Origin of the sequence: Clostridium algidicarnis DSM 15099, from assembly GCF_002934235.1 — a bacterium.
In the GTDB taxonomy this organism is placed as follows: domain Bacteria; phylum Bacillota; class Clostridia; order Clostridiales; family Clostridiaceae; genus Clostridium_L; species Clostridium_L algidicarnis.
This window is the reverse complement of record NZ_PTIS01000014.1, coordinates 36,431-52,756: the sequence shown is the minus strand read 5'-3', so window position 1 is coordinate 52,756 and position 16,326 is coordinate 36,431. Positions and strand designations below refer to the sequence as shown.

Below are 16,326 nucleotides of genomic sequence, written 5' to 3'. Positions count from 1 at the left end.
TTAGTATTAGGTTAATCTTAAAATATTATACGATATAAATATAATAATTTTAAACTTATAAGTGAATGAATAAAAGGGAACTTAATTGTTAAGCATAATCTTAATGAATAAAAAGGAACTTAATTGTTAAACTATATTTATATAAAAGGTTCAAGGTAAATATTAAAGAAAGGAAGTTGATTTCTAATGACTGTAGCATCTAAAGTAAATCAAACATTAGCAAGTTTAAAAGGGATTAAAAGTACTTTAAAGATCTACTCTATTCAAGAACAAAAGAAGGAAGCAAAAGATATATATGAAGAGTCACTATTAGAAACAAAAGAAATTATAGAAGACTTAGAAAATAGAATCAAGGTTTTAGAGCTTCAGGAACCACAATATAAAGGCAATTGAAAGAGGTAACATTATGAGCATTGAATTGATGATATTACTAAGGACAATAATTTTATTATTTGTAACTTTAATTTTAACGAGGATTTTAGGAACAGGAAGTATGTCTAATACAACGCCCTTTAATTTCATAAGTTATGTGGTTATAGCCATTATAGTTTCCTTAATGTCATTAAATATAATTACAAATTTCTTTTTAGGCATGATTATTTTATTAACCTGGAGCCTATTTTCTATTGCACTAGACTATGCATGTATGAAAAGCAAGTGGGTACATGACATGGTTAATGGTAAAGAAAGAATACTTATAAAAGATGGTAAGGTCATGGAAGAGAGTTTAAGTAAAGTAAGATTTACTGGTGAGGAGCTTTTAAAAGAGTTGCGTAGTAAAGGTGCATTTAATTTAGCTGATGTTGAGTTTGCAATAATGGAAACCACAGGAGATATAAATGTAGGTCTAAAATCTGATAAAAGTCCCATTACCCCTTATGATTTAGGAATAAAGATTCCCCCAAAATCTCAAACTCAAACAGTAATATTAGATGGGAATGTTTTAGATAGAGGACTTACTAATATGGGATTGAATCAAGGATGGCTTAAAACTAAGTTAGAAGGTATGGGAGTTACTTTAGAAAATGTCTTTATAGGTCAAGTAGATTCTTCAGGTGACTTATATTTAGATCTTTTTGATGATAGCATAGAATCCCCAAAGTCAAATGCTAAAGAGTTGCTTTATGCTGATTTAGAAAAAAGTGAAGCTGATTTCATGTCTTTTGCTTTAGAAACAGAGGATAAAGAGGCAAAGGATATGTATATTAAAAATGCAGAAAAATTAAAACAAATTATTAAAAAGTTAAAACCATATTTATTACGTTAGAAGGTGGAAAAATGTCTAATAAAAAAAACAAAAAGTTAACTCCTAATCAGCAAAAATACCAAGAACTTTCAACAAGTATAGAACCTAAAAGGCCTGTATTACTTAATTGTATTAGAGCTTTTCTTGTAGGTGGTTTTATATGCGCTGTAGGTCAAGGGCTAGAGCTAATATTTATAAATTACTTTAACTTTAACGAAAATACAGTAGGTAGCCCCACTTCAGCAGTATTGATTATTATTTCAGTTTTTCTTACAGGGTTTGGAGTTTATGATCAAATTGCTCAGTGGGCTGGAGCTGGAACAGCTGTACCTATAACTGGCTTCGCTAACTCAATAGCATCAGCTGCCATTGAGCATAGAAGTGAAGGTTATGTGCTTGGAACGGGTGGAAATATGTTTAAAATAGCTGGTTCTGTTATTGCCTTTGGAGTTTTTTCAGCCTTTGTAGTTTCAATTATTAAAATTACTATAATGTGGTTAGGTGGAATGTAAATGATAAAAGGACATCAATCATGGATTTTTGAATCTAAACCTACAATAATTTCATCTGCGGCTGTAGGTGGACCCTTTGAGGCAAAAGGGGCTTTAGCTGAAGATTTTGATATACTTCATGAAGATATATGGTTAGGACAGGATAGCTTTGAAAAGGCAGAAAAGGTTTTATTAGAGCATGCCTGTGAAAGGGCAATAAAAAAGGCAAACATGAAAAAAGAAGACATTGATTTTTTTATAAGTGGAGACCTTATGAATCAAATTATTTCTAGTAGCTTTGCGGCTAGGACTCTTGGAATACCATACCTTGGCATATTCGGTGCTTGTTCTAGTGCTATGGAGGGTCTAGCTTTAGCATCTTTAATTGTAGACAGTAAATTTGCTAAACATATATTGACAGCTGCCTCTAGTCATAATGCAGCGGCAGAAAAACAATTTAGATATCCTACAGAGTATGGTGGACAAAAACCACCTACTGCTCAGTGGAGTGTTACAGGAGCGGGGGCAGCATTGGTAGCATCAGAAGGAAATGGACCAAAGGTTACTTCTGCGACGATAGGAAGAGTAGTAGATATGGGTATTTCTGATCCATTTAATATGGGATCAGCTATGGCTCCCGCAGCTGTAGATACTATTGAAGCTCATTTTAGAGACTTACAGATTGATCCTTCTTATTATGATATCATAGCTACTGGTGATTTAGGTAAGGTAGGCCATGAACTTGCATCAATTTTATTAAAGGAGCATGGTTTAAAAATGCCAAAAGAAAAGTTCACAGATTGCGGAATGTTAATATATAAAAATGATCAGCCAGTATTTTCTGGAGCTAGTGGATGTGGATGTGCTGCTACTGTAACTTATGGACACTTTTTAAATGAAATGAAAAAGGGAAACCTTAAAAAGATATTAATTGTTGCAACAGGAGCATTGATGTCGCCTATGTCATACCAACAAAAAGAAAGTATACCTTCTGTAGCGCATGCAGTATCTATAGAAATATAAAAAGAGGTTGAAATATTATGATGATAAAATTTGTTTATGCCTTCCTAGTTGGTGGTGCAATATGTGTTATTGGTCAACTTATGATGGATTTATTAAAACTTACTCCAGCTCACACTATGTGCACCTTAGTTGTAGTAGGAAGTATTTTAGGTGGATTTGGTATATATGATAAGCTAATAAAGTTTGCAGGTGCAGGTGCATCTATACCCATAAGTAGCTTCGGGAACTCCTTAGTAAAGGGAGCACTAATGGAGGCAGAGCGTGATGGTATTATTGGGGTGCTTACTGGTATCTTCGAGATAACCGGATCAGGGGTTTCCACTGCAATAATTTTCGGATTTATTGCAGCTCTAATATTTAAACCTAAAGGATAATTAAATAAAAACCATGTAAAGGAGGTGATAATATGACAGTTGGAACTCAAATGCAACAAGCAGTTGCAGGATTACAAGGAGCAGCAGCTACAATTAAGACATTTGCTTTAGAAACTGAAGATCAACAAGCAAAAAAAGATTTTAATAGAATCTCTCAGCAACTTGATAATGCGGTTGACGTGTTAAAGGGAAGACAAAAATATATAGAACAAGAAGAACCACAATACAAACAACAGTAAGAGTAATATATTGCAAAGAAGGTGCGTATATTATGAGGACTATAGAATCTTTTGAATTAAGCGGTATAAATACAAAGAAAAGATTAAATGATTTTAGTGATAAGGTTACTTATGAAATCAATAATGAAAGGGTATTTGATATTCCAATTATATCGGTTACAGGAACTAACGGTAAGACTACAACTGTAAGGCTAATTCATACTGTATTAAGGAGACTTGGATATATTTCTGGGTTAGCTTCTACAGGAGGAATATTCATAGGTAACGATAAAATAATGGATGGTGATACCACGGGATTTTATAGTGCGAGAAAGGTTTTGAGTAACAGTAAGGTTGAGGTGGCCGTGCTTGAAACTGCAAGAGGTGGGATAATTAAAAAAGGTCTTGGTTACAAGAAAGCTAGGGTAGCTGTGTTCACATCTATATCAGAGGATCATATAGGCATGGGAGGATTAAACAGTATAGAGGATATTATTAAGATAAAGACTGTAATATTTGATGAAATTCATCCTGATGGCAAGATAGTTTGTTGCAACAATCCTTTGTTAATGGAATCTTTAAAAGGTAGAAAAAGAGTTTGTTTATTTGGTATAGATTTTGATTATAGTATGAAAAAACACAAAGATATGGGCTATGAAGGCATGTTTGTAGAGAATAACTATATTATATATTTTAATAATAATAAACTTACACCAATAGCAGATATTAGAGAATTACCTTTTACCCACAATGGTATTTCTAAAAGTAATATTAAAAATGTAATGGCTACAATAATGGCTGTAATTGAGATTTATCCTAATTTAACTGATATTATAGATGTGATTAAAACAATTAAATGTGATTTAAGTATCAATGCAGGACGACAAAACATAATAGATATGGGTAAGTTTAATTTAGTATTAGATTATGGGCATAACTCAGAATCTTTTATTGAGGTATTTAATATAGTTAAATCCCTGAATCCTAAAGTTATAACGGCAATAATAGGGGCAGCTGGAGATAGGCAAGATAAATATATAAGGGAACTTGGTTATATAGCTACAAAATACAGTGATAATATAATAATAAGGGAGCAAAAAGACTTAAGAAACAGGAACATAGGAGAGTCCGCAAGACTTATTATGAAAGGAGTCATGGATAATAAAGATTTTGATATAACTAAGGTTAAAGTAATATATAAAGAGGAAGAAGCATTAGCTAATTGTATGAAAGATGCCAGGGAAGGAGAATTTATAGTATTATTTACTCAATGCCTTGATTCTGTAATACCTGTAGTTAATGAATTTCTAGAAAGCATAGGAAAAGAAAAGTTATATAAGTAATGAATAAAGAGAAGGCATAAGTGCCTTCTCTCATTATATTAATCCCTTATTTACACAAGAGGACTATTAATTTGTGTGGTAAAAAGAAATTCATGGAAATGCCCATCATCAAGTGTAGTTACTCCATTTACAAGATGAACGTGTTTATTACTGTTAGGAATAGGGATATCAGGCCCAGTTGTTGCTTCTATTTATTAAAGGTCATCTTCAATTGTCGCTGATTTTGCATAGGCTGTGGACTTTGCTTCAAAAAAGTCAGTTTTAACTGAGTTTGCATCTGCATATAAGTCTACCCAAGGAAGTGGGTTTTCTTTTATATTATACAGAGGCTTCATACCTAAATCTTTTAGTCTAAGGTCACCTAAGTATTTAATATATTCAGATATAACTTTTTTATTTAATCCTTGAATCTTGTCACCTATAACATAGATTCCCCATGCAATTTCATTTTCAACTCCAACTCGTAGCATATCTCTTAATTCTTCTACTACGGTATCTGTAAAGAGCTGAGGTTCTTCTTTTCTTAGCTCATTTATTATATTTCTAAATAACCAAAGGTGAGTGTTTTCATCTCTATTTATATATCTTATCTCTTGGACGCTTCCAGGCATCTTAGAGTTTCTTTCAAGGTTATAAAAGAACATAAATCCAGAATAAAAGTATATGCCCTCTAATATATAATTAGCCATTAAGGTTTTTAGTAGGTTTTGCGGAATTGGATTTTCTAAGAATTCATTATAAAGGTCTCCAATAAACTTATTTCTACTTAAGAGTATAGGATCGTCTTTCCATTGGTATAATATTTCATTTCTCTTGTCTGGTGGACATATGGTATCTAGTATATAACTATAGGATTGAGAGTGTATAGCCTCTTGAAAGGCTTGTATGGTTAAGCAAAGATTTACTTCACTAGCTGTTATATAGTTATTTACATTACCTAGGTTCTCCATTTGAAGGCTATCTAAGAATATTAAAAATGAAAGTATTTTATCATAAGCTGTCCTTTCATCTTCTGTAAGAATTTTATAGTCCTTAAGGTCTTGGGACATGTTTATTTCTTCTGGTATCCAAAAATTGTTCATAGCTTGCCTATACCAATCTGAGGCCCAGGTATATTTCATATTGTTAAAATCATTTAAGTTTGTAGTATTACCATTTATAAGCTTCTTTTTAGATACTTCAGTATCTCCAAATTCATTAAATAAAGGCTTTCTGCTTAATTTATCCATAATATATAGTCTCCTTTTACTAAATACTGTATTACAGGTTATACCAATAGTATTTACTTATTTATTTTATCCAATTATACAGAACAACTCTCGCAGCTTTCTACAACCAAGGATTTTGATCTAACATAATATATACTTTTAATTCCTTGTTTAAAGGCATCTATATAAAGGTTTAATATTTGTCTCATGGTGTAGCTTGTTGTTATATAAAGGTTAAAGGACTGGCTTTGATCTATATGTTTTTGCCTTGTAGCATTAGCTTTTATAGACCAATGTTGGTCTATTTCATAGGCGGATTTATAAAGATGAAAGTTCTCCTCGTTTATATCTGGTGCTACCTTTGGTGTTATTATACCTTTCTTTTCCTCAAAGTAAAATCTATTCATTATAGGATCTATACCTTCTGTTGTACCTGCAATGGCTGCGGTAGAACCATTAGGTGCTACAGCTAAAAGATAGGCATTTCTTATAGAATTTTTACTTACTAAAGATCTAAGATCATTCCAACGGTCTGAGTTATAGTTTCTTAAATCAAAATACTCTCCAGTTTGAAAGTCGGATCCTTTAAAATATTTATATCCACCCTTTTCTTTTGCTATGTTCATACTTGCCTTTATGGCAAAATAATTTATGTCTTCATAAAGTTTATCAACAAAATCTATATGCTCATCACTTTCAAAAGCTATATTATTGTTAACAAGCATATGATGATATCCACTAGTTCCAAGGCCAATAGACCTATAAGATGCATTAGTAACTTTAGCGTAGGGTACAGAGTAGTAGTTTAAGTCTATTACGTTGTCCATGGCTCTAATTTGGGTCTCTACTATGTGTTCAAGCTCTTTAACATCAGTTACATCAATACGACCAAGCACTATGGAGGACAGGTTACATACAACGAAGTCACCGGCCTTATTTTTTTCTATTATTATTGTATCTCCGTTTTCATCTTGTATTTCTTCTTGAATGAATTCTAATGCACTCATATTTTGCATTATTTCAGTACAAAGGTTTGAGGAGTAGATCATACCCTTATGTTTATTTGCGTTTAGCTTATTTGCAATATCTCTATTAAAGGTAAAAGGTGTTCCGGTTTCTGAAGCACTTTTTATTATAAGCTTTACTAGATCTTTAACTATAATCTCCCGTTTTTCTATATTAGGATCTTCTATACATTCATAATATCTTTTTTCCCACTCTTCTCCATAAAAATCACAAAGTTCATATCCCTTTGCTTTTTTTATTTCATGTGGGCACATCATATACCAAGTAGCATTTATATCATTTTCAGCTAGCTTCCAAAATAAATCTGGATAAGCTATACCAGGGAATACATCGTGAGCCTTTTTTCTATCGTCTCCATTATTGGTTTTAAGCTGCAAAAATTCTGGGAGATCTCTATGCCATGCATCTAACCATATAGATACACTGCCAGTTCTCATACCTAGTTGATCTACGGCAATAGCTGTATCGTTAAAAAGTTTAATCCAAGGAATAACACCACCAGAGGCTCCCTTATAATTTCTTATGTCTGAACCTAGCGCTCTAACCTTTCCCATGTATATTCCCATACCACCACCGAATTTTGATACTTTAGCAAAGTTATCAAGGCTTTTATAGATACCTTGAAGACTATCGGAAACCGTATCTATAAAGCATGAACTAAGCTGATGATAAGGCTTTCTAGCATTGGACATAGTAGGTGTTGCCATAGTGGCTTTTAAGGTACTAAGAATATCATAAAATCTTTTAGCCCAGTATAATTTATTTTTTTCTTTCATAGCTAGGTGCATAGAGATCCCCATAAACATTTCTTGAGGAAGCTCTAGAACCTTTTTGTCTCCATTTTGTATTAGATACCTTTTGTATAATAAATTTATCCCACTATAGGTAAATAAATAATCGCGACTAGGTACTATATATTTTTCTAATTGATCAATTTCCTCTTTATTGTAATTTTTTAATATGTACTTTCCATATAAGCCCATGTCTGTAAGGCTATTTATTAAGTCATACAAATTATTGTATCCTGTATCGTTATTTGTGATACCTCTGTTATTAGCAACCTTTGTATATAAATTATGCATATAAAGCTTTGTAGCTGCAAATTCCCACTTAGGTTCTAAGGCACTTGTAAGCTCTAAAGCACATTGAATTATGGATTTTAACAAATCTTTGTCACTAATTCCTTCTCGGATAACATTATCTAAGGATTTTAAAAGTATTTTTGGATTATAAATTTCATTCTCTTTATAAATATCTTCACAAGCAAATTCACATATTTCATTTAATTTATCTATTTCAAAATTTATTTTATATTTCATGTGTGTAAGGCCCCTCTCTAAACATATACTATATCTAGTAGGATTACAATAATAAAACACAAGATATAGATGCAATTGCTATTATAGATTAATAACTACACTTTTGTAAACTTAGAAAAGTCATGAAAAAGCTAAATATAGTAGGTTAGCTTTAAATCTTTATATTAGACTCGATATATAATGGTAATTATGAAGTAATAATTATCAACGAAGGTTACAGGTTATATAAGAGTTTATCCGATGGCTACCAGACCTAACACCCCTCTCCTCTTCAAGGTGGGATATGACGGCTGCTACGCCCCTGGATAAGTTCTTCTAAGACTCACTTGATAGAATATATTACAAGGATAGATTATAATATATATTATGGACAATATTATATAATTAGGAGGTATTTATGAGTGAGATAATCATAAAGGTAGATAACTTCGGTAAATGTTATGGGGACTTTAAAGCTGTAGATGGAATTAGCTTTGAAGTCAAGAGTGGTGAGATATTTGGGATAATTGGTCCAAATGGTGCAGGTAAAACTACTACGCTAGAATGTCTTGAAGGTCTAAGAATGATTGATTCTGGAACCATGGAAGTTTTAGGACTAAATCCATGGAAAGAGTCTAGGAAGATAAAAAACCTTATAGGTGTGCAACTTCAATCTTCATCACTACCAGATACTATAACAGTTAAGGAATCTATGGAGTTATTTTCATCATATCATAAGGTTAAACCAAGATATGATTTATTAAGTAGGTTAGGACTTGGAGACAAGTTGAAATCACAGTATCATATTCTTTCAGGAGGAGAGAAAAGACGGCTTGCCATAGCCTTAGCAGTAGCCCATAATCCTAAAGTTCTAATATTAGATGAACCAACAGCAGCCTTGGATGTTAAGGCAAGATTTGAGCTTCATAAGATTATAAAAGAGTTAAAAGATTCTGGAACCACTATAATACTTGCAACTCATGATATGGTAGAAGCTGAGAAGATGGCTGATAGAATAGCAATTTTATTAAAAGGAAAGATAATGGTTATAGGTACTCCAAAGGAGATAACAGCTAAGGGGTCAGCTTTAACTAAAATATCTGTTAGGACTCTAGGCAATAGTTTAGAGGGGATTTTTAGCAAAGCAATGGATGAGTATCATATTTTTTATACGGATAAGCCTGGATATAAGGTAATGGAAATAATAAATTTAATTGAGTCAAAGGAGGATGTACTAATAGATCTTAGAGTAGAAAGACCATCATTAGAGGAACGATTCTTAGAAATAACTTCACTTGGAGGTGGAATATGAAGACTTTTGCAATACATCTTTTATTTGATTTTAAGGCAGGCCTTAGGGACAAGACTTTATTAATTATGAATTATATATTTCCACTTGGGTTTTATTTGATGATTGGGGGAATAATGCCTAAATTAAATCCTGAATACAAAGATATGCTAATTCCATCTATGGTTATGTTTACTATATTGGTAAGTACTATTTTAGGCATGCCAAATACCTTAGTTACATTTAGAAACAATGGTATACTAAGAAGTTATAAAATTAATGGTATATCTAAGTTTTCCATATTAGCAACACAAGTTATCTCAACTATCTTTCATGCTTTTATAGTTACTATAATTATAATAATAAGTGCGCCTATCTTATTTCATGTAAAGCATATAGAAGACATTGGCGCTTTAATATTAATGTTTATTGCAATGTCTATTGCTTGCTCTGGATTAGCCATTCTTATAGGAACAATATCTGACAATACATCGGTTACAGTAATTTATGCACAAGTATTATTTTTACCTTCTATGCTTATTGGTGGGCTTATGTTTCCATCAGATGCTTTACCAAAATCTATTAAGGGGTTTTCTAAGTTGATTCCAACCACTTATGGCATGGATGCATTTAAGGCTTTATCAGTTCATGAAAGGGGTCTTTTTAACCCAATATATTCTATTGGTATACTAGTACTTACAGGAATACTGAGTTATTTATTGTCCTTTTATCTTTTTAGACTAGATAATAATAATACATCTGAATCCAAAAATAAATTTATAGCGTTAATAGCTTTAAGCCCGTTAGTTTTAGGAACCTTATTTATATAGCCTGTAGAAAGCATACTAAGAAGATAAATTTTAAGGAAGTCTTAAAATCTATGATTATAATTACCACACATTAATAGGTGTGGATTATATCATGATGTTAGGGGCTTACTTAAAGCATTTTAAAAGCACTAATTTAAGATATTGATATATTTTTCACTTATATTACGAATATAAGTGATTATGTTAATAAATTTACAAATACAGTTATAACGATAGAGTTAGAAAAATCTATTAGAAAAGCACCCACTATAGGAAGTATGAAAAAGGCTTTTGGGGACAGACCATATTTTTCTGTAATAGCTTCCATATTAGCTATACCATTTGGTGTAGAACCCATTCCAAACCCACAGTGACCAGCAGCAATAACAGCAGCATCGTAATCACTTCCCATGAATCTAAAGGTAATAAAATATGAAAAAACAATCATAAGTATGGATTGGGCAATTAATATTATAAGTAAAGAGCCTACCATACCTTTTAATTGCCATATTTCAAGATTTATTAAAACCATGGATAAAAATATATTTAAAGATATATTACCGATGATTTCTGAACATTCCTCGTTAACATGCAATTTTCCAGTACCTTTTCCAACGTTTAAAATTATAGCTGCAATTATCATGGCATTAATATAAGAAGGTAATGTTATATTAATCCTTTTAAGGAGTCCTTCAAGGACAGATCCTAGAGCCATGGAAATTATAATTATAGCAGTAGTTTTAAATAATTCATTATAATCAATAGGATTATTTGAAGATTCGTGGTGACCTATAAAGTCATGATTTGTAGGGGTTAAATTATTTTTAGTTATAAGGCGTTTTGCTATAGGTCCACCAATTAAGCTTCCCATAATTATCCCAAAGGTAGCAGAAGCCATAGCTATAGTTGTACCTCCAGTAAAACCAGCGTTTTTTTCAAATAAGGCTCCAAAGGTAGCTCCAGTACCATGCCCACCTGTCATAGTGATAGAGCCTGCAATAAGTCCTAAAAGAGGACTTTCATTAAGCATTTTAGCTATAATAATACCTACTACGTCTTGGAGTATAACTAAGGTAAGGGCTAAAAGGAAAAATATTATTACTTTTACACCACCCTTTTTTATAAGTTTTAAGCTGGCACCAAGGCCTATGGTGGTAAAGAACATTGTCATAAATACATTTTGAAGAGTTGTATCTAAGGTTAATACAACAAGGTTATTTTGTGTTAAAACAAAATTAAGTAAGGCAAAAATGATTCCACCAATTAAGGGTACAGGGATACAAAATCTTTCTAATAATGAAACCCTATTTTTTAGCCATAGTCCTAAATAGTACACACCAATAGCTAGTGCAACAGTTTGTATCATATCTAATTTTATGTTCATAACGAGCCACCTTTCTATTTTCATATATGCAAGATTATATATTAAAACTTGCAAAAGATAAATAAGAATATATTACAACATGATTATTTATTTCAACTATTATATAGTTTTTGCAATATCCTAGATATAATGTATGAATTATAAGAGAATCTAAGGTAAAATGCTCCTACAAGTTTTCTCACATAAATTTTAAATTTGAACTATAATTGAAGTATTAATAATGATTTAAGGAGATGAACAGAGCAGTGAATATATACATAGCTAGACATGGGGAAACAAAATGGAATATAGAAGGGAGGATGCAAGGATTCAAAAATTCTGATTTGACACAAAGAGGAATAAGTGATGCTAGAAGTCTTGGAGAGAGTTTAAAAGATATAGATTTTGATTGTATTTATAGCAGTCCTTTAGGAAGAGCTCTAGATACAGCAAAATATATTCGGCAGGATGATAATACAAAAATAATTCTAGATGACTCATTAAAAGAATTGAATTTAGGGCTTTGGGAAGGTATGACACATGAAGAGATAAAAGAAAAATATCCCATTCAATATAATAATTTTAGAGAACATCCTGAATCATTTGAATCTCAAGGGGGAGAAAGCTTTTTAGAATTAATCAAAAGGGTAGAAAAGGGCTTAAATAATATTATTAAAGATGAAAATCATGAAAATATTTTAATAGTTACACACACTTGTGTTATAAAAGCCATTTCCATAATTGTTAAGGGAAATGATGTAAAGGATTTTTGGAATCTTCCATTTATTAACAATACAAGCCTTACAATTTTAGAGGTAATAAATAAAGAAATAAAGGTATTATTAGAAGCCGATGTTTCTCATCTAAAGCAGTAATGTGTATAAAAATGGAGTAAACTATACTATTTAGGAAGAAGGAGCATAAGGAAGTATATTGAATTTAATAGAATATGATTAATCATAGAGGTATTTGGCATGCTTGACTATTGCGACAATATGTAATATTCTGATAATATAATAGTTATTAATTACAAGTCATTATACTAAGAATTAATAACTGTTTCAATAAACTTTTACTAAGGAGGTATTAATTATGAGTATTCTTTCATGGATTATACTAGGAGCATTATCAGGATGGATAGCAAGTATGATTACAGGTAATGACGGTGAAATGGGAGCATTAGCAAACATTCTTGTGGGTATTGTAGGAGCTTCTATAGGTGGTTTCGTATTTGGAATGGTAGGAGGACAAGGTGTCACAGGATTTAATATATGGAGTATATTAGTAGCAATAGTTGGAGCCGTTATTCTATTATTTATAATTAATGCTTTAAGAAGAAAAAAGTAGGTATTGAGTTTACTGTAAGTTTATAACATTAACAAGATCTTAGGAGGTTTTATACTATGTTAAAATCAATGATAGATAAAACAATAAAAAAACAAAAGAGAAAAAAGGCAATGGAAACTACCACAAATGTATTAGCAGGTACCGTAGCTGGAATAGCAGCAGGAGTGCTACTAGCTCCAAAGTCTGGTAAAGATACTAGGAAGGATATAAAAAAGGTAGGTAAAGATTTAAATGATGGAGTTAAAGATAGAGCTGAAGAATTAAGAACTAATATAAAAACTAAAACTAATGATTTTAAAGATAAAGCGGAAGAAACAAAAGAGATAGTAAAAGACAAGGCAAAGCAAACTAAAAATATAGCAAAAGATACAGTTGAAGAAATTAAGGATGTTACAAAAGAAGCTTCAGAGGAAACAAAAAAAGCTGTAGAAGATACAAAAGATGATGCTAAGAAAAATTATAATGAAGCAAAAGCCAAAATAAAAGATCATGTAGAAGAAAAGAAGTAATATAAGATATTCATGATTTTAAGATATTTAAAAAGATTCTGGTTAATTCCAGAATCTTTTTTTGTTATATTGTTGTATTAAAATAAGTATTGAAAAACATATTAATACTTATTTTAACTAATATATAATTTTTTTTTAGTAAATAAAAGAAATTGTAAGTAAATAGGATATCTAAAATATTCCTTAAATATTCCAAAAACACTTGAAAAGTTACCTGTATATCATAGTATAATATTAAAGCATGAATTTTCACATGAAATTAAAATTAAAACTTTAAAATAAATATTTTTACACAAGATAAGTAGAGACTAAATATAATTAGAATAGAGGTTTTGAATGGATTTAATTAGGAGGAAACTAATGATTAATAATGGTAGTTTATATATGAGAAGAATAGGAAGAAAAAGGTCTAAAAGAGATATTAAAAATAATGATGAGCATTTAGGTTTAACTGATTATGATGTAAAGAAGAGAGTTAGGGAGGGAAAGGTTAATAAAAATACCAATACCTCCTCAAAGAGTGTATGGAATATAATAAGAGGAAATTTATTTACATTATTTAATGGAATAAATTTAATTCTTTTAATAATTGTAATTGCAGCAGGATCCCCTAAAAACGGGCTTTTTGCAGGGGTAATAATAACCAATTCCCTGGTAGGTATAATCCAAGAACTTAATGCAAAAAAGGTAGTCGAAAGGCTTTCTATGCTTAATGCCATCACAGTAACAGTTATAAGAAATGGTGTTAAAGATAATATAGCTGTAGAACATGTAGTTTTAGATGATGTAATATCTTTAAGCGAAGGCGAGCAAATAGTTGTAGACTCAAAGGTTTTAACTGAACAGTGCCTAGAAGTTGATGAATCACTTCTTACAGGTGAGTCCGAATCTATTAAAAAGTGCAAGGGGGATACTGTACTTGCAGGAAGTTTAGTGCTTGGAGGAACTGGCCTTGTTAGAGCTACTCATGTAGGTCCAAACACCTATGCAGCAAAACTTGCAAGGGAAGCAAAAAAGTTTAAACTTGCTAAATCAGAACTACAATTAATGATGGATAAGATACTAAAAGTTACAATAAAAATTATATTACCTATAGGGACTTTGCTTATATTAACTCAGCTTATAAATACAGATAGAGATTGGAAACAAGCTGTTATAAGTGCTGTATCAGGAGTTGTAGGAATGATTCCAGAGGGACTCGTACTTCTTATAACTACAGCGTTTATAGTATCTATAGTAAGGTTATCTAAGTGGAAGACGTTAGTTCAGGAATTACCTGCTACAGAAATATTAGCAAGGGTTGATACCTTATGTTTAGATAAGACTGGGACTATAACTGAAGGGAAATTAAAGCTAGAGGAAATAGTACCGTTAAATAATAATGATGTGAAGTCTATAGAAGAGGTTTTAAGTGTTATATCTACATCTTTTGGCAGCTCTAATGCAACTTTAGGGGCAATAAAAGAAAAGTATAGCAAAAATAAAGAAGTTAAGATAAATAAATGCATTCCTTTTAATTCAGCTAAAAAGTGGAGTGGAGTTGAATTTGCTACAGGTGAAAAGTGGTTAATAGGAGCTCCTGAAATTATTCTTGGCGAAAAGTATGAAGAGTTTAGAGAAGTTGTAGAAACTGAAGCTAAAAATGGCAGGAGAGTTTTAATATTAGCTAAAATAAATAGCGGGGATTTAACTGATGAATTGTCTAAAGACGTAGAGGCTGTATCTCTTATATTATTTGAGGACATAATAAGGGAGGATGCAAAGGAAACTTTAAACTATTTTGAAAAACAAAAGGTAGACATAAAGATAATTTCAGGAGATAACCCTGTTACAGTATCTTGTGTTTCTAAAAAGGCAGGATTGAAAAGTGCAGAAAACTATATAGATTCAAGAGAACTCCCTGAAAATGAAGAGGAATTAGCAAAGGTAGTAAATAGGACTACTGTATTTGGTAGAACCACTCCTCACCAAAAAAAGGCTATAATAAAAGCTCTTCAAAGAGACAAAAAGACTGTAGCTATGACTGGAGATGGAGTAAATGATGTATTAGCATTAAAGCAAGCAGACTGCGGTATTGCCATGGCATCTGGAAGTGATGCATCTAAGGCTGTAGCTCAATTAGTTCTTTTAGATTCTAATTTTAATGCACTTCCCCATGTAGTTGCAGAAGGAAGACGGATAATTAATAACATAGAAAAGGCTTCAAATCTTTTTTTGAGTAAGATGATATATTCAATTATTATGTCAATAGTATTTTGCATACTATTTATTCCTTATCCTATAATGCCAATACAACTTACCCTAATTGGAAGTATAACCATAGGAATACCTTCATTTTTCTTAGCCTTAGAGCCTAACTGTGATGTGGTAAAACAAGGCTTCTTTAAAAGGGTACTAAAAGAATCTATACCTAATGGAGTAGCTGTAGCCGTAACAACCATAGTGGTATTTCTTGTATCGTACTATAATAAGCTTCCAATTGAACAGTGTAGAACACTTGCAGTTATAGTTATGGGAGGAGTTAGCCTTATCGTATTATTTAAAGCTTCTAGGCCATTTACAAAGGTGAAGCTTGGCTTAAATTTAGTTACTATATTAGTGTTCATATTTAGTTTAATAGTTCCTATTTCAAGAAAATTCTTCATGATTTATAGTGTAAATTTTTATTATCTAATCTTAGCCTTAATATTAGTAAGCATATCTCCACTAATCATGAAATTCACAAAAGTTTTAGTAGAGAAACCTTTACAAAGACGCTTTGGATAATAATTACATTATGTTTA

Annotated in this window: 17 protein-coding genes; 13 read left to right on the top strand and 4 right to left on the bottom strand. The window is 31.4% G+C overall.

Annotated elements, in window-relative coordinates; all coding sequences use genetic code 11:
- Window positions 1-186: 186 nt before the first annotated feature.
- The 7 genes from BD821_RS09900 to BD821_RS09870 are packed head-to-tail and all read left to right on the top strand — an operon-like array spanning window position 187 to window position 4,695.
- Entirely contained in the window at window positions 187-393 is a 207-nt protein-coding gene (locus BD821_RS09900; RefSeq protein WP_104410346.1) for a DUF1657 domain-containing protein, read from the top strand.
- A 13-nt stretch (window positions 394-406) separates the two neighbouring features.
- Complete coding sequence (locus tag BD821_RS09895) at window positions 407-1,267, top strand: DUF421 domain-containing protein (protein WP_104410345.1); 861 nt, start codon at window positions 407-409, stop codon at window positions 1,265-1,267.
- 11 nt (window positions 1,268-1,278) lie between these two features.
- Entirely contained in the window at window positions 1,279-1,758 is a 480-nt protein-coding gene (spoVAC, locus tag BD821_RS09890; RefSeq protein WP_104410344.1) for a stage V sporulation protein AC, read from the top strand.
- Window positions 1,759-2,760: a stage V sporulation protein AD gene (spoVAD, locus tag BD821_RS09885; protein ID WP_104410343.1), complete on the top strand. Its 1,002-nt coding sequence runs from the start codon at window positions 1,759-1,761 to the stop codon at window positions 2,758-2,760. It begins immediately after the preceding gene.
- 20 nt (window positions 2,761-2,780) lie between these two features.
- Window positions 2,781-3,134 carry a stage V sporulation protein AE gene (spoVAE, locus tag BD821_RS09880; protein WP_104410374.1) on the top strand — a complete coding sequence of 118 codons (354 nt, stop codon included), beginning with the start codon at window positions 2,781-2,783 and terminating at the stop codon, window positions 3,132-3,134.
- Between the two features lie 32 nt (window positions 3,135-3,166).
- Complete coding sequence (locus BD821_RS09875; protein ID WP_104410342.1) at window positions 3,167-3,373, top strand: DUF1657 domain-containing protein; 207 nt, start codon at window positions 3,167-3,169, stop codon at window positions 3,371-3,373.
- Window positions 3,374-3,405: 32 nt separating this feature from the next.
- Window positions 3,406-4,695 (top strand): Mur ligase family protein, encoded by a 1,290-nt coding sequence (locus BD821_RS09870; protein ID WP_104410341.1) that lies wholly within the window; start codon window positions 3,406-3,408, stop codon window positions 4,693-4,695.
- Between the two features lie 50 nt (window positions 4,696-4,745).
- On the opposite strand, the gene BD821_RS09865 is transcribed toward BD821_RS09870, so the two are convergent.
- From BD821_RS09865 to BD821_RS09855, 3 genes are all read right to left on the bottom strand, one after another.
- A complete protein-coding gene (locus BD821_RS09865) occupies window positions 4,746-4,886 on the bottom strand; it encodes a YmaF family protein (RefSeq protein WP_104410373.1) in 141 nt (46 codons plus the stop codon).
- Between the two features lie 3 nt (window positions 4,887-4,889).
- Window positions 4,890-5,924, bottom strand: a complete 1,035-nt coding sequence (locus tag BD821_RS09860; RefSeq protein WP_104410340.1) for a ribonucleotide-diphosphate reductase subunit beta — start codon at window positions 5,922-5,924, stop codon at window positions 4,890-4,892.
- Between the two features lie 74 nt (window positions 5,925-5,998).
- A complete protein-coding gene (locus BD821_RS09855) occupies window positions 5,999-8,224 on the bottom strand; it encodes a ribonucleoside-diphosphate reductase subunit alpha (RefSeq protein WP_423236762.1) in 2,226 nt (741 codons plus the stop codon).
- A gap of 421 nt (window positions 8,225-8,645) precedes the next feature.
- Here BD821_RS09855 and BD821_RS09850 point away from each other — a divergent pair, with 421 nt between their 5' ends.
- Entirely contained in the window at window positions 8,646-9,539 is an 894-nt protein-coding gene (locus BD821_RS09850; RefSeq protein ID WP_104410338.1) for an ABC transporter ATP-binding protein, read from the top strand.
- A complete protein-coding gene (locus BD821_RS09845) occupies window positions 9,536-10,345 on the top strand; it encodes an ABC transporter permease (protein WP_104410337.1) in 810 nt (269 codons plus the stop codon). The genes BD821_RS09850 and BD821_RS09845 overlap by 4 nt, the downstream gene beginning before the upstream one ends.
- Before the next feature lie 178 nt (window positions 10,346-10,523).
- Here BD821_RS09845 and gltS read toward each other — a convergent pair whose 3' ends face one another.
- The gene (gltS, locus tag BD821_RS09840) at window positions 10,524-11,708 is read right to left on the bottom strand and encodes a sodium/glutamate symporter (RefSeq protein WP_104410336.1); all 1,185 of its coding nucleotides are present in this window, start codon (window positions 11,706-11,708) and stop codon (window positions 10,524-10,526) included.
- Between the two features lie 245 nt (window positions 11,709-11,953).
- Between gltS and BD821_RS09835 the strand changes: the two genes are divergently transcribed.
- The 4 genes from BD821_RS09835 (at window position 11,954) to BD821_RS09820 (ending at window position 16,309) form a co-directional block, all read left to right on the top strand.
- Window positions 11,954-12,562, top strand: a complete 609-nt coding sequence (locus BD821_RS09835; protein ID WP_104410335.1) for a histidine phosphatase family protein — start codon at window positions 11,954-11,956, stop codon at window positions 12,560-12,562.
- Window positions 12,563-12,779: 217 nt separating this feature from the next.
- Window positions 12,780-13,034 carry a GlsB/YeaQ/YmgE family stress response membrane protein gene (locus BD821_RS09830; RefSeq protein WP_104410334.1) on the top strand — a complete coding sequence of 85 codons (255 nt, stop codon included), beginning with the start codon at window positions 12,780-12,782 and terminating at the stop codon, window positions 13,032-13,034.
- 56 nt (window positions 13,035-13,090) lie between these two features.
- Entirely contained in the window at window positions 13,091-13,543 is a 453-nt protein-coding gene (locus tag BD821_RS09825) for a YtxH domain-containing protein (protein ID WP_104410333.1), read from the top strand.
- A gap of 384 nt (window positions 13,544-13,927) precedes the next feature.
- Window positions 13,928-16,309: an HAD-IC family P-type ATPase gene (locus tag BD821_RS09820; protein WP_104410372.1), complete on the top strand. Its 2,382-nt coding sequence runs from the start codon at window positions 13,928-13,930 to the stop codon at window positions 16,307-16,309.
- Window positions 16,310-16,326 lie beyond the last annotated feature (17 nt).

What these genes read in the sequence shown, in the direction of transcription:
- BD821_RS09900 (WP_104410346.1), top strand. Translation starts at nt 187, where the DNA reads ATGACTGTAGCATCTAAAGTAAATCAAACATTAGCAAGTTTAAAAGGG.
- BD821_RS09895 (WP_104410345.1), top strand. Translation starts at nt 407, where the DNA reads ATGAGCATTGAATTGATGATATTACTAAGGACAATAATTTTATTATTT.
- spoVAC (WP_104410344.1), top strand. Translation starts at nt 1,279, where the DNA reads ATGTCTAATAAAAAAAACAAAAAGTTAACTCCTAATCAGCAAAAATAC.
- spoVAD (WP_104410343.1), top strand. Translation starts at nt 1,759, where the DNA reads ATGATAAAAGGACATCAATCATGGATTTTTGAATCTAAACCTACAATA.
- spoVAE (WP_104410374.1), top strand. Translation starts at nt 2,781, where the DNA reads ATGATAAAATTTGTTTATGCCTTCCTAGTTGGTGGTGCAATATGTGTT.
- BD821_RS09875 (WP_104410342.1), top strand. Translation starts at nt 3,167, where the DNA reads ATGACAGTTGGAACTCAAATGCAACAAGCAGTTGCAGGATTACAAGGA.
- BD821_RS09870 (WP_104410341.1), top strand. Translation starts at nt 3,406, where the DNA reads ATGAGGACTATAGAATCTTTTGAATTAAGCGGTATAAATACAAAGAAA.
- BD821_RS09860 (WP_104410340.1), bottom strand. Translation starts at nt 5,924, where the DNA reads ATGGATAAATTAAGCAGAAAGCCTTTATTTAATGAATTTGGAGATACT.
- BD821_RS09850 (WP_104410338.1), top strand. Translation starts at nt 8,646, where the DNA reads ATGAGTGAGATAATCATAAAGGTAGATAACTTCGGTAAATGTTATGGG.
- BD821_RS09845 (WP_104410337.1), top strand. Translation starts at nt 9,536, where the DNA reads ATGAAGACTTTTGCAATACATCTTTTATTTGATTTTAAGGCAGGCCTT.
- gltS (WP_104410336.1), bottom strand. Translation starts at nt 11,708, where the DNA reads ATGAACATAAAATTAGATATGATACAAACTGTTGCACTAGCTATTGGT.
- BD821_RS09830 (WP_104410334.1), top strand. Translation starts at nt 12,780, where the DNA reads ATGAGTATTCTTTCATGGATTATACTAGGAGCATTATCAGGATGGATA.
- BD821_RS09825 (WP_104410333.1), top strand. Translation starts at nt 13,091, where the DNA reads ATGTTAAAATCAATGATAGATAAAACAATAAAAAAACAAAAGAGAAAA.
- BD821_RS09820 (WP_104410372.1), top strand. Translation starts at nt 13,928, where the DNA reads ATGAGAAGAATAGGAAGAAAAAGGTCTAAAAGAGATATTAAAAATAAT.